Source organism: Yoonia maritima (genome assembly GCF_003003285.1).
In the GTDB taxonomy this organism is placed as follows: Bacteria; Pseudomonadota; Alphaproteobacteria; order Rhodobacterales; family Rhodobacteraceae; genus Yoonia; species Yoonia maritima.
Map to the genome: position 1 here is coordinate 123,502 of NZ_PVTP01000012.1, position 14,799 is coordinate 138,300.

Sequence of the window (14,799 nt, forward strand, 5' to 3'; positions counted from 1 at the left end):
AATTGGGGGAGAACAAGCGATGATGACGAAAAATGCAATTTCCGTGATTGACCCATCTATAATTCATCTGACGGATGATGCGGCCGATCATATCAAAGGTTGGTTTGATACCGTCGCTTCAGATCCCAAGTTATCTGATCACTTACCATCGCTTACACATGTACATAGAGCAGCTCATTATGACGCTGCCGGAAACCTTCAATCCACACTCGGGCCTCACCTTGGGCTTGGCTGCTATAAGCGATCCAATGTTGATGAACGCTACTTGGTCGAATTTCTAGGACATGAAGTCTTTCTATACCTCCACCCTGAGGGCGAAGCCGAAACACTCCGGAGCGTCGATATAGAGCTTACCGATCGCGTTCTGGAAGCGCGATTTGATCCTCCCGCACTGGCTCCAACAACCAAAGCTAGCGACTTCCCTGCAATCTTGGAACAGCTTAAAAACGACGCGCGAAATCAAAAGAAAGAAACACCTTAATGGGCAATCTGACATTCGATGATCTGAAATCCCGCGTCGCTGACGGCACGGTTGATACGGTTCTGACCTGCCTTGTGGATATGCAAGGGCGCCTGATGGGCAAACGGTTCCATGCGGCCAACTTTGTGGAAACGTCGTTTAACGAAACACATTGCTGCAACTATCTGCTTGCCACTGACCTTGAGATGGCAACGCCAAGCGGTTTCGCATCAACCAGTTGGCAGTCGGGCTATGGCGACTATGTGATGAAGCCCGACCTAAGCACCATTCGCATGGTGCCGTGGCTAGAAGGAACCGCGATGGTTCTGTGCGACGTGCTGGATCACCATACGCATGAACCGGTCCCGCATTCCCCCCGCGCTATATTGAAAAAACAGATTGACCGGCTCAAGGCGCTTGGGTTCGACGCGATGATGGCGACAGAGTTGGAGTTTTTCCTTTTCGCGAAAAGCTTTGACGAAATCCGCAAATCGGGGTTCCGTGATCTCGAACCGATCAGCGGCTATAACGAAGACTACCACATCCTTCAGACCACCAAAGAAGAAGGCGTCATGCGCCCAATCCGCAACCATCTATATGCGGCAGGCATCCCGATTGAGAATTCAAAGGGCGAGGCAGAAGCGGGCCAAGAAGAGCTAAACATCCGCTACGCCGCTGCACTGGATTGCGCCGACCATCATTCGATTGCGAAACACGCGATCAAAGAAATCGCTTGGCAGCAGGGCCACGCCGCCAGCTTCCTTCCGAAATGGAGCCATGACCGCGTGGGATCATCTTCGCACGTGCATCAGTCGCTTTGGGCCGATGGAAAGCCTGCATTCTATGACAAGGACGCCAAGCTAGGCATGTCCGAACTGATGGAACATTACATGGCTGGGCTGATCGCCTATGCACCGGACTACACCTATTTTCTGGCACCCTATGTGAACAGCTATAAGCGGTTTTCCAAAGGCACCTTTGCCCCTACAAAAACGGTCTGGTCGGTCGATAACCGCACCGCCGGGTTCCGCCTTTGTGGTGATGGCACCAAGGGCGTTCGCGTCGAATGCCGGATTGGTGGATCGGACCTGAACCCCTATCTTGCCCAGGCCGCTATGCTTGCCGCAGGGATCAAAGGCATCGAAGATAAAATGCCTCTTGCGCCTGCTACCACAGGTGATGTCTATGAAGATGCCAAAGCTGGTGACATTCCCCAGACCTTGCGCAAAGCGACTGAAACACTCCGTAATTCAAAATTCCTGCGCGACGTCATGGGCGACGATGTAATCGATCACTACACCCGCGCAGCGGAATGGGAACAAGAAGAATTTGACCGTGTGGTGACCGACTGGGAAATCGCACGCGGTTTTGAAAGGGCCTGAACCATGACTATCAAATGCATCTCTCCGGTAGACGGATCGGTCTATGCCGAACGCCCTACCTTAACCCGCGTAGAAGCCGACGCAGCCGTCGCCCGCGCAAAGACCGCCCAAATCGAATGGGCAGCGCGTCCGCTGGACGAACGCATTGCATTGGTGCTTGCTGGTGTCGCCAAGGTCGGTGAAATGAACGACCTCATCGTGCCGGAACTTGCATGGCAAATGGGTCGCCCGGTGCGTTATGGCGGTGAATTCGGCGGCTTTAACGAGCGTGCGCAGTATATGGCGGACATCGCGCATGAATCGCTTGCCCCGACCATCGTCGAAGACAGCGACAAATTCCGCCGCATGATCAAACGCGTGCCACACGGCGTCGTACTTGTCGTTGCCCCGTGGAACTATCCATTCATGACGGCGATCAACACAATCGCCCCTGCGCTGATCGCAGGCAACGTGGTGGTTCTGAAACACGCATCGCAAACACCGATTGTAGGTGAGCGCATGGCAGAGGCATTCCATGCCGCAGGCGTGCCCGCCGACGTATTCCAAAACGTATTCCTTGATCACCAAACGACATCAGACCTTATTGCGACACGTTCCTTTGGGTTCGTGAACTTTACCGGGTCAGTCGCAGGCGGTGCCGCGATGGAAAAGGCCGCGGCTGGCACGTTCACTAACATGGGCCTTGAACTGGGCGGCAAAGACCCTGGCTATGTCATGGAAAACGCTGATCTAAACGCCGCTGTCGATACGCTTATGGACGGCGCAATGTTCAACTCTGGCCAATGCTGCTGTGGTATCGAACGGATTTACGTCCACGAAAGCCTATTCGACGCATTTGTCGAAAAAGCCGTAGCACTGGTGAACACGTACAAGCTGGGCGACCCTCTTGATCCGGAAACGACCATTGGGCCGATGGCGCAAGTGCGCTTTGCTGATGGTGTTCGTTCGCAAATCGCTGATGCGGTTGCCGCTGGTGCCAAGACCCACATCGATCCAGCATTGTTCCCGCAAGATGGCGGCGCATATTTGATGCCCCAAATCCTGACCGACGTGACCCACGACATGCGTGTCATGCGTGAAGAAAGCTTTGGCCCTGTCGTCGGCATCATGCCCGTGAAATCCGACGCCGAGGCAATCGCTCTCATGAACGACTGCGATTATGGGCTGACGGCCTCTCTTTGGACGCCAGATACCGAACGCGCTGAGGCAATTGCCGATCAGCTTGAAACCGGAACCGTGTTTATGAACAGGGCGGATTATCTTGATCCCGCGCTGTGCTGGACCGGCTGCAAAGACACTGGGCGCGGCGGCGGTCTATCCGTGATCGGGTTCCACAACCTGACACGTCCGAAATCCTACCACATGAAAAAGGCCTAACCGATGTCGATCACTGCAAACTGGTCCTACCCTACCGCAATTCGTTTCGGCGCAGGGCGCATTTCCGAGATCGCAGATGCTTGCGCCGCTGCGGGCATCAAGAAACCACTTCTGATCACTGACCGCGGTCTGGCCGATATGGCGATCACGACAAAGACGCTTGATCTGCTTGAAGCCGCCGGTTTGGGACGCGCCATCTTTGCCGATGTTGACCCGAACCCAAACGAAAAGAATGCCGAGGCCGGTGTGAAAGCGTTTCGCGAAGGTGGACATGACGGCGTTGTCGCATTTGGTGGTGGCTCAGGTCTTGATCTGGGAAAACTGGTCGCGTTCTACGCTGGCCAAACCCGCCCCTTGTGGGATTTTGAGGATATCGGCGACTGGTGGACGCGCGCAGACGCGGATGCCATCGCGCCGATCGTGGCCGTGCCTACGACAGCCGGGACAGGGTCCGAAGTGGGCCGGGCATCCGTGATCACCAATTCGGTCACAGCCGAAAAGAAAATCATCTTTCACCCGAAATTCCTGCCGTCCGTGGTCATCTGCGATCCAGAACTGACGGTTGGCATGCCAAAGTTCATCACCGCTGGCACTGGCCTAGATGCATTCGCACATTGCGTAGAGGCATTCTGTTCACCGCACTACCACCCCATGTCGCAAGGTATCGCGCTCGAAGGGATGCGCTTGGTCAAAGAATACCTGCCCCGTGCCTACGCAGACGGTACAGATATCGAAGCGCGCGCAAACATGATGTCCGCGGCAGCAATGGGTGCCACTGCGTTCCAAAAGGGACTAGGTGCCATCCACGCCCTGTCACACCCCATCGGCGCAATCTATCACACCCACCATGGCACAACGAACGCCGTCTGCATGCCCACGGTGCTGCAATTCAACAAACCAGCAATCGCTGACCGTATGGCGATGGCGGCGAATTATCTTGGCATCAAAGGTGGGTTTGACGGCTTTTGCAGCTACGTCGACGATTTGAACGCGTCGCTTGGCATCCCTAAAACACTGGGCGGCCTAGGCGTAGAAAACCCGGACATCGATAGGATCGTCTCAGGCGCACTCATAGACCCAAGCACAGGCGGCAACCCAGTCGAAATGACCGCCAAGAACACCAAAGAACTGCTCTTGAAGATTGTCTGACGTCAGCGCTTATGGGTTCAAATAGTGCAATTTGCTAAGAGAGTGTTTGTTGCTCATCGTAGCCACCGAGGAGTGGAAGATGAGAAAGACAATGAAGAGCCCCGGCGAGAAGATCGTCAAAGACATCAAGCGTGCCACAGGCAATTCGGCTATGAGAAGGGTGGTGTCTCACAAGGTTCTCAACGCATGGGTTCCCTTTGCAAGACCTCACCCGAATGGCCTCCATATAGCAGGTGAGGGGGGAGGTCTGGCAGCCGCCAACGGGGGCTTCGATCTGGTACAGATCGGCGGCGCAGCCGCATAGTTGGGTGCAGGGGCGCAGCGCCTTGCCCGGCGAGTTGTTTATCAACTCAATAGTCGGTCAGTATTGTGTTTCTTTTGGCTGGGGGCACTGAGCATGTCTGGCCCGCAGTTTTTACATCTCCAGAGCTACTCCCGTAAACCCAACAAGGTCGGTCAAAGCGTGCGACAAGTTTTGGATGAAGCAGCACGTGAGCCGGAATTTTCCCTGCATATCGAAAGCCCCAAACCACCGAACCTTATCTTCGGGATGACGCCAAAGCAGGTGCACATAAAGCATGATGAAATTATTGCGGCTGGATATGTCGATGCAGTTTTGGCGGATGGCTCAGTCGCGCGCCGAGGCATTCGGAAGGACCGCCACACCTTGCTGACGGCAGTGGCATCCTAAAGCCAACCAAATGAAACGTGTCTTTCCCGATATCGATGCCAATCGACATCAGTTCAACACACTCTGTCTTCGCCATGCTACTTCTCCTATATGCAGGTGAACTAGGCGCAGCCTAACCTGCTGGGTGAAGCAGCCGGTACATCCCATTAACGGACTCTCAGCGCAGTTCGGGGATGCTGCGGTCGCAGCCCGCTTTGCGGTCATTCGCTGCACACGCAAATGCGTGGTGCCTCGAGCTAGCGATCTGTGGAGGAAGCGGGCCTTGGCTGCGGCTGCTCCAATGGCCGCAATAAGTGGCTCTAAGGCGAGGTGACGTGTTATTGTTGAAATTGAATGGATCTCGCTAAGGCAGGTAGTTGAAAGTCCAAATCCAAGCGAATAGGCATTGATGGGACGCTGCCCATCGGATCATCGTGCGGTAATGAAACGCTATTTGGTACATTGGGCGAAGCCCGTGAAACGCTGGAAGAATGGCAAGAAGACTACAACTGGCGCAGACCACATTCAGCCTTAGCAAGGCTGACACCGATGGAATTTCTGCAAAGAAAGACAATGGACAAGATGGCGGCCTAACGCCAAAGGTTTAAATCTAAGGGGTCCGCGCAAAGCTGGAGGAAACTTAGGGCGCAGGTCAAGGCAACACAACAGCGGCGCATAAACTGGCCAAGTGGTTGTCGCTGCCGCACAAGGTGGTTGATGCTGTACAAATTAACAAGGCACGGCGAGAACTGCGCCAAAAGTAGACTAAAACGACAACTAACAGCGCAACCTGTTTGTTGTTTACAGACTAATACTTAGGCCCTTTTTCTTGAGTGTTTCAAAGCCACGATAGGTACAACTTCGAGAATTTTATTGAAAATGAACACTACTTTGACGATAATGGGCTACACTTTCTATGAGCCATTTTATTGCTCAAGGTTTTATTTACATAAATTTCTAAAATTGGAGAATTACTATGAAAGAAGGAAAAGAGATAGAAATTTCGGCAAAAGAGCTTGAAGCTTTGGCCGACAAGCTTGAGCGATTTGCAAAGGACCTCGATGACAAAGAGCAGACGATGCTTTCTGCTATGGTTGTCTTGGCTGGTCGTGAATTAGCGAATTTGGGGCCTGAAGGACTGCGTATTGACCGTGGCGGGGACAACTCCACTGGGTTGCAGGCTGGATTTGCCGCATCCTTCTCGCGCTTTGCGCCAGGCGCATTTCCAGAACCATCCGGCAATGCAGCGGTTCTTGCACCCGGTACTGTTTGTATCGAATAGCACCCTAGCTATTCTTAGCCGGTACCACGGAAACGCTGACGTCCGGTGAGCCGGGCGTCACATTATTATTCATTTTTCATATCATTTGTTGGAGTTCATCTTTGGGACACAACGCTGCACGTTTCGAATTTGGCGATACCCTTAAAGTTGCGGACAACCCAAAACCGTTAAAGGTTGGATTGGTTTGCGCCCCTTTCTTTTCAATAGATTACCCTTCGATTCAAATTGGCTTGCTTGCTGCCATCGCTCAAAGTATCGGCGCACAGGTTTCGACCTATCATCTAACAGTCTATCTCGCCCAACGCATCGGCGCTGATGCCTATCATAGCTTGTGCCAACACCGTGGACGCATGACGGGTGACTGGCTGTTTTCAGTCGCGGCTTTTGGGGGCGAAGTTGATACAGATGATAATGCCTATTTCAAAGCATTCCCCGAAGAAATCGACGGCCTTTGCGAAAAGCTTGATTGTGATCGCCCGTATTTGACCGAACTGCGGCACCGCATACTACCAGAGTTTATCGACGCCTGTATGACGAACGAGGACTGGACCACTTTGGATGTTGTCGGCTTCACCTCTACCTTCCAGCAAAACGTCGCATCACTGGCTTTGGCACGGCGCATCAAATCGGCATCCCCCGACACCAAAATCGTGTTTGGCGGTGCTAATTTCGAAGATGAAATGGGCCCTGAATATGTGCGTGCATTTGACTGCATTGACTATGCCGTATCCGGAGAAGGCGAAACGGCTTTTCCCAAATTACTCAAAGCGATACGCGATGGAAAATCCGGCGCAGGCATTCCCGGTGTCATAGCGCGGCAAGGACAAGATGTATCTTTTACGCCAGCCAACGCAGAGTTTTCAGACCTGAACGCCCAGCCAATCCCCATCTATGACGAATTTTTCGCACGTATGGACGCCACTGGCCTTTCGTCTGGCGACCGTTATGGGCGGATGTTGCCGTTGGAAGGGTCGCGTGGCTGTTGGTGGGGCGAAAAGCACCATTGCACATTTTGTGGCCTGAACGGCACCGGTATGACCTACCGCTCCAAAGACCCAAAGCGCCTTTTGGCTGAGATCGCAACGCTGGCAAAGCGCCACCGCATTACGTCTTTCGAGAGCGTCGACAATATATTGGACATGAAATATCTCTCCACATTTTTCTCTGAAATTGAGGGGAAGCGCCTCGATTACACGTTCTTTTTTGAAGTAAAGGCGAACTTAAACCGGTCACAAGTCGCGATGCTGCAAAAGGGCGGTGTGCGCCATATCCAGCCGGGCATCGAAAGCCTCAGCACGAATGTTTTGGCACTGATGGAAAAAGGCTGCACAATGCTTCAAAATGTCCGCCTTTTAAAATGGTCGCGCTATTACAGGCTCAAGGTTGGCTGGAATATCATCTGGGGTTTTCCCGGAGAGATTGCCGAGGATTATGCGACACAACTGTCTGCCGCGAAACTTATCCCCCATCTGGAACCCCCAAGCGGATGCGGCCCAATTTGGCTAGAGCGGTTTTCCCCATTTTATACGCAAAAAGATCGGTTTCCCATCCAAGAGATTGTGCCAGAGGCCAGTTACGGCCATGCGTATCCTGACTATCTCAACCTCGAAAAAGTGGCCTATTTTTTTGACTATGTCATGGCCAACACACAAGGGTCCGAACATTCGGATCTGCGCGCATGGGTGGCAGAATGGCAAGACCGGGCCACAAGTGACCAGCCTGATACTCTTAGCTACAGGTTGATCGACGACGGCATCATGATTGATGATGACCGTCGCGATTTTTCTCGGGGAACCCATTCATTTGAGGGACCACTTGCCCAAATCTATCTGGAATGTGACGAAACCTATTGCTCTGCTGGTCAGGTCACAAAACGGCTGAATTCCAAGTACGAAAACGCCCATAGCTTAGAAGAAGTCCGTGCGGCCTTGGACAGATTTTGCAGCATGGGGTTGATGTTGTCGGAAAATGACAATTATCTCAGCCTCGCGCTTCCTGTAAATCCAGGAATTTGAACTCATGCGGGATGAGCACAAGGGTTCAGCGATTTCAGATGCAAAATGCGCCAGCATCGGGCCCGGTGCGGATACGGCGCAGGCGGCACAAAGAACAGCACGCAATTCCATGGCCTATGACGCGTTGTTGGATGATCCCTACCCCTTCTATAAAGAGCTTCGCCAGTCAGCTCCGGTTCATTACAGTGCCGGGCGTGGTGCATGGATGATATCACGATTTGACGATATTTCGCGTATCGAAGCCTCTGATGCGCTGTCCCATGGCGCGCGCTGCGACGCTTTGTTTGCGGGTCTGTCTGAGGAAATCAGGAACCGACTGCCAACAGTGTGCAAAGTTGTTCCCAACCATCTTGGGCATTTGGATAGTACCGCGCACACTAAGCATCGAAAACTCATGCAAGCAGCAACCGCGCGGCCTGTCATCACTGCGCTAAAACCAATGGTCGAAGCGAAATGCAAGGCCCGGCTGGAGGCCCTGAACTTAACCCAAGACGTTGACCTCATTGGCGACTTTGCCAAGCCATTACCATTTGAAGTGTTGGTGGCCGCGATGGGCCTAGACCACCGCTGGCCGTTAGAAGACGTCGAGGGTTGGACCCGCAATATGTTGGGTGACTTCGCGCTTGCAACCATGTCAACCGACGAATTAGACCGCAAAGAGCGTGCTGTAGGCGCGTTGTCTTCCATTTTTGGACAGTTGCTTTCTGACAATCACGGAACCTCAGACAGCCTCATCATACGGGCGCTCAAAAAGGCGATGATCAAGCAAGGTTTGGGGTTAGATGCTGCGATCTGCACGGCAATACAATGCCTTACTGGAGGGTACGAAAGCTTACGCCATGCGGTCTCCGTCGGGTTACATACTGCCCTCAACCATCCCCAGTGGACAGCTACACAGATGCAATCTGGTGGATTGTCAGTCGAGGCCGTGGATGAACTCATGCGATACGATTGTGTTGTGCAAAAACTGTCCCGGACAGTTTCCAAACCAGTGACCCTTAGTGACGTGAAGGTTCCCAAAGGGGCCAATGTGCATCTGTTGCCGGGATCAGGAAACCGCGATCCAGAACGCTTTGCGAACCCTGACACATTGGACCTGCGCAATGGCAGTGTTGCGCATTTCGCCTTTGGAGCGGGGCCACATTATTGTCCTGGCGCAGGCCTCGCGCGTATGCTCGTGCAAGTGGCTCTGACCGCGTTGCTGAACCACGATATATATTCATACATCCGCACTGAAGATGCGCAATGGGACCGGGATGAACGTCACCGTGGGATCGCGCGGTGGCCTGTTCAGGTGCAGCAATGAACCAGCCAAACCATTGCACCAAAGAATTAAACGGGGCGGTCTGGGACCCTGATTGTGCAAGCTGGCGGATCGTGGAAAAACAGGCCGCCAAAGAGTGCCTTCGCAGCCCGAAGTTTTCTAACGGTGCTCGGATAGAGGGATTGTTTCAGCGTGCATTGCAGGGATCAAATTGCACCAAAAGCTATCCCGCATTGCGCAGGTTCACCAAGGCGCGGCTGGGGCTGTTAGATGGCGCTGAGCACAAGAAATTACGTGCAGCTTTACAGCCGGCATTTACGCAAAAATCGTTGGCGGGCCTTCGACCAAACCTTAGCCGGATTGCGCAGAAACATGCCAATGCTTGCGCAGCCCACACGCGTTTCGATTTGTTGACTACTTATATCCAACCGATGGTCCAACAGATGCTGCTTGAGTTGCTCGAATTTCCACCTGGCTGCTGGGCAAAAATAGAGCGTTGGGCGGCCTGCCAAACCCGGTTCTACATTGGTCAACCTGACCCCGCAGCGCAAAAACAGGTCGCGGATGCTGCGCAAGCCGCAGTGTTGCAGTATGAGGCGTTCTTTTTGGCACAAGCCGCTTGTCGCACAGATGATCCCGCCTCACCCAGTCTTTTGTCGCTCTTGCAGGCCCTGCCAAGGTTTGCATCAAGGGAGCGCGAGGCAGAGTTAGCAGCCGTTTGCCTCAACGTGCTGACCGCAGGATATTGGCCCGTTGTCAGCGCACTAAGCACGACGATTCCGCTGACATTGGATCAAGGAAAATTGCACCCCGACACGCCAGACGAAAATGCAGCGCTTATTGACTCCGCACTACTTCAAGCGACCCCTGCCCAACATGTTGCGCGGGTCACAACTGAGCAGGTCACACTTGCGTCAGTAAAGATCAAGTCAGGCGCGCAGTGTTTGGTGTCACTGTCCGCATTAACGCAAGACCTGTCAGGATCAGGACCCAATTCCGCGTTTGGTCTAGGCCCCCATTATTGTCTTGGTTCAAGACTTGCGCAAATGATGATGGAAGAAGCGGTCACAGCCCTCTTTGTTGCTTGCTCTAATCTAGAAGCCGAAGCACCGCTTTCACCCTCTGACCCAAGATCGGGATTGCGACACATTCCGCACTTCTGGCTACAAAACCCACAGGCACAAACCCCATGACAGTGGATGATGAATTGCCGCTTGAGGGTATGCGCGTGATTGATCTAACCTCAACAATTGCTGGGCCAACAGTAACACGCCACCTTGCCGACTTTGGCGCCGAAGTCATCAAGATCGAGACAGCTAAGCGGCCTGACATTGCGCGTCTTGCACCGCCCTATGCACCCACCAAAGACCCTCTGAACCGCAGCGGATATTTTGCGGCCTACAATGCTGGAAAACGCAGTATGGCGGTGGACCTATCACTTGCTGAAGGCCGCGCGATATTGCGTGATTTGGTCATGGTCTCAGACGTTTTGGTCGAGGCTTTCCGCCCCGGTGTCATGGCACGGCTTGGCTTGACCTATGATGTTATCCACAACTGGAATCCGCGTATTGTGATGGCAAGCCATAGCTTGCAGGGACAGACCGGCCCGCGTGCAACCCTGCGCGGATTTGGGCATTTGTCATCGGCGGCAACTGGTTGGTTCGACATCACAGGCGAAGCAAATGCGCCACCTGTTGGGCCCTACTCTGCCTATACCGATTTTATGTCTTGGCCGGTTTTGCTGTCAGCAATCATGTTGGCGCTTGAGGTGCGGGACGACACCGGTGAGGGTTCCTACATAGATCACGCACATGTCGACACCTCTGCCTATTTGGCGGCACCAGAGCTGTTGGCGGTGCAATGGGGGATCAAAATTGAGCGCGATGGCAACCATGAAGAACATGTATGCCCAAACAACGCCTATCGCTGTCGGGGACCGGATGCATGGTGTGCGATCACTGTTGAGACAGAGCGCGATTGGACGGTATTGGGGGTGGTGCTTGGATTGGCGCCAGATAATGTTTCGCGCTACAAATCCTTGGCGGCCCGCAAAGCAGATGAACAAGCCTTGGACAAAGAAATTGAGGCCTATACCTGCGCATGGAACGCCGCTGAACTGGCAGATGCATTAAGCGCGCAGGGCGTGGCTGCAAGCAAAGTCTATCTGGCGGAAGACCTTTTTGCAGAGGTGCAGCTTTCAATGTCAGGCGCATTTCGGCAGTTGAAACACGACGATCACGGCAACCATGCGGTACTAAGTCCCTCGTTTCAAATTGATGGAATGATCTCAGGACCCAATCGCCCTTTCCCAAGTTTTGATGCCGATAGTGATGTGTTGTGCCAAGATCTTCTTGGCTATGATGCCACCCACATTTCCACTCTGCGCGCCAAAGGGGCGCTTGGATGAAGCCTGATTCAACCCCAAAACAAGGGCTTCCTCCCCCCCCCTTTCAAGGTTTGCGCGTCGCCGAAAGTGCCGGAACAGCTGGTGCACTAACAGGGCGTATGTTGACGGATTTGGGCGCAACCGTCTTTACCGCCAGATCAAAAAGCGATGGCTCCTCAGGACGGTTGGCCGCTTTTTACGGTGCGTTTGATCTTGGTAAAACAGTGGTGCGCGCGGCAGAGTTTGCTGAACATGCTCTATCGGCGGATGTGATCTTGTGGGATGTCAATGCACAACCCGGCGCTATTTGTTGCACGTCATTGAGGGCAGATAACCCCAGTGCAATTATCCTTAGATTTACGCCCTTTGGCTCGAACGGACCAGATGCGGACCGCCCGTCCAGCGATTTGATCGCCATTGCCGCAAGCGGATATCTAAATTTGACGGGGGCGGCGCAGGGGCGACCCGTGAAACCCTCAGCGCCTTTCATGAGCGCTCGTTTTGCGTCACTCCATGCGTTTGCGGCGCTGTTGATCGCGCGCAGGCGTCAGCGCAAGACAGGCCAAGGTGCCTTGATCGACGTTTCCATCCGCGATGTCGGGTTGTGGATGTTGGTGAACGCCTACCAGTTTTGGGACCAGCAGCAGATCAATCTAACCCGCCGCGGCAATACCTACGCAATCGGGGATATGTCCCTAGCGCTGCCGCTTTTGTTTGAGACATCTGATGGCTCTGTCGTTTGGCTTCCGATGACCGGGCGGGATGTGCGCGGCATGCAGGCTTTGGTTGGTCGGATGGCCGCCGCCGGGTTTGCAGCCCCTGATCTATTGGCCCGGGATTTGACCCAGATTGAATTTGCAAGTCAAGCTGAGATTGAAGATTTTTTGCAACCTTTTCGGTCCTACTTTCGATCACAGAAAACCACTTCACTATACGATGATGCTGTGATTGATGGCACCTTGCTGGCCCCGGTAAACAATTTTTCACATGTTTTAGATGATCCTCAATTGGCGGCAAGAGACAATTGGATCATCACCAAAAATGGAAAAGATAAATTACCCAAAGCACCTGTTCAGATGACTGCCGTGCCGTGGCCAGCGAGGTCACAGTGATCGCACCGCCACATGCCCCGCAGGCCTATTTGACGGACGAACGCGCACTCTTGTCCTCCCTGATGCAAGACGTTCAACACAATATCCATTTTAACTCAATTGCGGCGGTGTTGCGTGCCTATGGTGTTCAGGTTCCTCCGCACCTTGGTGGCAACTGCGTGTATCATACGCTCAGATTGCGCGCACTGGTGCAGCAGCATTTACCACAGGCCGACTGCCAAATACTGGCGGCCCATGACGGATTACATCGAGCGCTCTGCGTCCACCTAAAGGGGGTGGGCTACATTCTGGAAACGGCCGCGATGATGCCAACAAAAGCCCAAGCCATTCCATCTCAAGGCACAACGGTGTCTGGCATAGCCTTTCCAATTGCGGGCCGCAACCCGGTGGCACAGGCGCTTTTCCATCAAGACGCTAGTGGCCAGATTATTTTAACCTCTGCGTGGACGGGACCAAAGGGGCGATCCCAACGTGCACATTCTTTCAACTTAAAAGACACAGATCGTGATGCCGCGCATTTATTGTCCTGCAAGGATTACGTCCGGGCAGTGGCGCGCGCTGATAAGGCATTGATTTTTAGATGTTTCGTACAGGGCTTTGGATTTCTGGTCTATTTTCGAAAGCTCGGCGAAGCCCATTCCAGATTTCTAACATCTGCACGGGCGACATCCGAGAAGGTAAGCGACATAGGTGAAAATAACGCCGCCTTAACTGCGTTTTTGCAGACAACCGGGCTGTCGTTAGCTGCACTAGAAGCGAGCATAAACGCCGCCCAAGACTGCCTGAACTTGCCCGAGCTTTGCGGGTGTGGACGGCATTCAAATCACGACTTTTAGGCTGCTGCAAGACGCGGTTGCTATAAATCCCAGCACCAATCTGGTTGGTTTGCGCAAAGACGGTTTTGATATGGCGATAAGATATGAGGACGGACGTTGGCCACATGTAACTTCCGAACTTCTCACCGATGGGGATTTTTGGGTTGCCGCCCATGGGCGCACTGAGGACCAACTCCACGCGAACTCACTTCGTCCACGACATGCAAAATTGGTGATACATTCTGCACAAACGTTGGCAGCCAACATATAAGAGTGTTTGGCAGACAAATAGGCCGCTAACGTTCCCGCCGCGTAGCCCGCCGTTTGGCTTCCCACTTACAAAAATGGTGGCGCCTTACGGCCCAAAGCCGTCGTTCAGCATGACTGTCACAACGCTGCGGTGCGGCCCATCATTGTGGACTTTCAACGCAACCGTGAATTCTAGCTTCAAGTGATCTCACTGCAGATTTACGCCACCTTTAACTTGCAGGTTGCGTCGTCTACGGTGGCCGAATGGCCTATATTTTCGTCGACGACAGCAAACATCACCAGTCCGGCTTCTCGATAGCTTTGCTCGCAATATGTGATTGTGACCCAAGCGAGGAGATGGGCCTGACCTTTCAAAAACACGGTTTGAATAGCCCCTAGTATTGTAGACACCTTCTTGGTTCACATTTAGCTGTCTGTTTTCGAAGTCGACGGGCGACAGCATTCCGTTTCTGGCATGTTTGCGTTTCGGGTTATAGAATATTTCGATGTAGTCGAAGATGTCCTGTCTGGCTTGCTCGCGGGGTTTGAGCAGGTTGAAGAAGCTCTCGGCAACCGCATTGTCATGGCAATTACCGCGTCTGCTCATCGAATGTTCAATGTTGTGGGCCCGAAGAAAT

General features: G+C 53.3%; 13 protein-coding genes and 1 pseudogene. 13 read left to right on the forward strand and 1 reads right to left on the reverse strand.

Features of this window, described 5'->3' with window-relative positions; all coding sequences use genetic code 11:
* The first annotated feature begins 19 nt into the window (after window positions 1–19).
* The 13 genes from CLV80_RS15580 (at window position 20) to CLV80_RS15645 (ending at window position 13,933) form a co-directional block, all read left to right on the forward strand.
* On the forward strand, window positions 20–481 hold the full coding sequence (locus CLV80_RS15580) for a hypothetical protein (RefSeq protein ID WP_106358865.1): 462 nt from the start codon (window positions 20–22) through the stop codon (window positions 479–481).
* A complete protein-coding gene (locus CLV80_RS15585) occupies window positions 481–1,842 on the forward strand; it encodes a glutamine synthetase family protein (RefSeq protein ID WP_106358866.1) in 1,362 nt (453 codons plus the stop codon). The genes CLV80_RS15580 and CLV80_RS15585 overlap by 1 nt, the downstream gene beginning before the upstream one ends.
* 3 nt (window positions 1,843–1,845) lie before the next feature.
* Window positions 1,846–3,219, forward strand: a complete 1,374-nt coding sequence (locus CLV80_RS15590) for an aldehyde dehydrogenase family protein (protein ID WP_106358867.1) — start codon at window positions 1,846–1,848, stop codon at window positions 3,217–3,219.
* Window positions 3,220–3,222: 3 nt separating this feature from the next.
* Window positions 3,223–4,368, forward strand: coding sequence for an iron-containing alcohol dehydrogenase (locus CLV80_RS15595; RefSeq protein WP_106358868.1), 1,146 nt, complete (start codon window positions 3,223–3,225; stop codon window positions 4,366–4,368).
* Between the two features lie 397 nt (window positions 4,369–4,765).
* Entirely contained in the window at window positions 4,766–5,059 is a 294-nt protein-coding gene (locus CLV80_RS18515; RefSeq protein WP_165793403.1) for a hypothetical protein, read from the forward strand.
* Between the two features lie 441 nt (window positions 5,060–5,500).
* Window positions 5,501–5,632 (forward strand): integrase core domain-containing protein, encoded by a 132-nt coding sequence (locus CLV80_RS15610; RefSeq protein ID WP_165793404.1) that lies wholly within the window; start codon window positions 5,501–5,503, stop codon window positions 5,630–5,632.
* A gap of 382 nt (window positions 5,633–6,014) precedes the next feature.
* On the forward strand, window positions 6,015–6,320 hold the full coding sequence (locus tag CLV80_RS15615; RefSeq protein ID WP_106358872.1) for a hypothetical protein: 306 nt from the start codon (window positions 6,015–6,017) through the stop codon (window positions 6,318–6,320).
* A gap of 101 nt (window positions 6,321–6,421) precedes the next feature.
* A complete protein-coding gene (locus CLV80_RS15620) occupies window positions 6,422–8,335 on the forward strand; it encodes a RiPP maturation radical SAM C-methyltransferase (RefSeq protein WP_165793405.1) in 1,914 nt (637 codons plus the stop codon).
* A 4-nt stretch (window positions 8,336–8,339) separates the two neighbouring features.
* Window positions 8,340–9,641: a cytochrome P450 gene (locus tag CLV80_RS15625; protein WP_106358874.1), complete on the forward strand. Its 1,302-nt coding sequence runs from the start codon at window positions 8,340–8,342 to the stop codon at window positions 9,639–9,641.
* Entirely contained in the window at window positions 9,638–10,792 is a 1,155-nt protein-coding gene (locus CLV80_RS15630; protein WP_106358875.1) for a cytochrome P450, read from the forward strand. The genes CLV80_RS15625 and CLV80_RS15630 overlap by 4 nt, the downstream gene beginning before the upstream one ends.
* The gene (locus CLV80_RS15635) at window positions 10,789–12,006 is read left to right on the forward strand and encodes a CaiB/BaiF CoA transferase family protein (RefSeq protein ID WP_106358876.1); all 1,218 of its coding nucleotides are present in this window, start codon (window positions 10,789–10,791) and stop codon (window positions 12,004–12,006) included. The genes CLV80_RS15630 and CLV80_RS15635 overlap by 4 nt, the downstream gene beginning before the upstream one ends.
* On the forward strand, window positions 12,003–13,097 hold the full coding sequence (locus CLV80_RS15640) for a CoA transferase (RefSeq protein WP_106358877.1): 1,095 nt from the start codon (window positions 12,003–12,005) through the stop codon (window positions 13,095–13,097). The genes CLV80_RS15635 and CLV80_RS15640 overlap by 4 nt, the downstream gene beginning before the upstream one ends.
* Window positions 13,094–13,933 (forward strand): hypothetical protein, encoded by an 840-nt coding sequence (locus CLV80_RS15645; protein ID WP_106358878.1) that lies wholly within the window; start codon window positions 13,094–13,096, stop codon window positions 13,931–13,933. Before CLV80_RS15640 ends, CLV80_RS15645 begins: the two co-directional genes overlap by 4 nt.
* A gap of 634 nt (window positions 13,934–14,567) precedes the next feature.
* On the opposite strand, the pseudogene CLV80_RS15655 reads toward CLV80_RS15645, so the two are convergent.
* Window positions 14,568–14,799: pseudogene (locus CLV80_RS15655) on the reverse strand (IS3 family transposase); the annotation flags it as partial.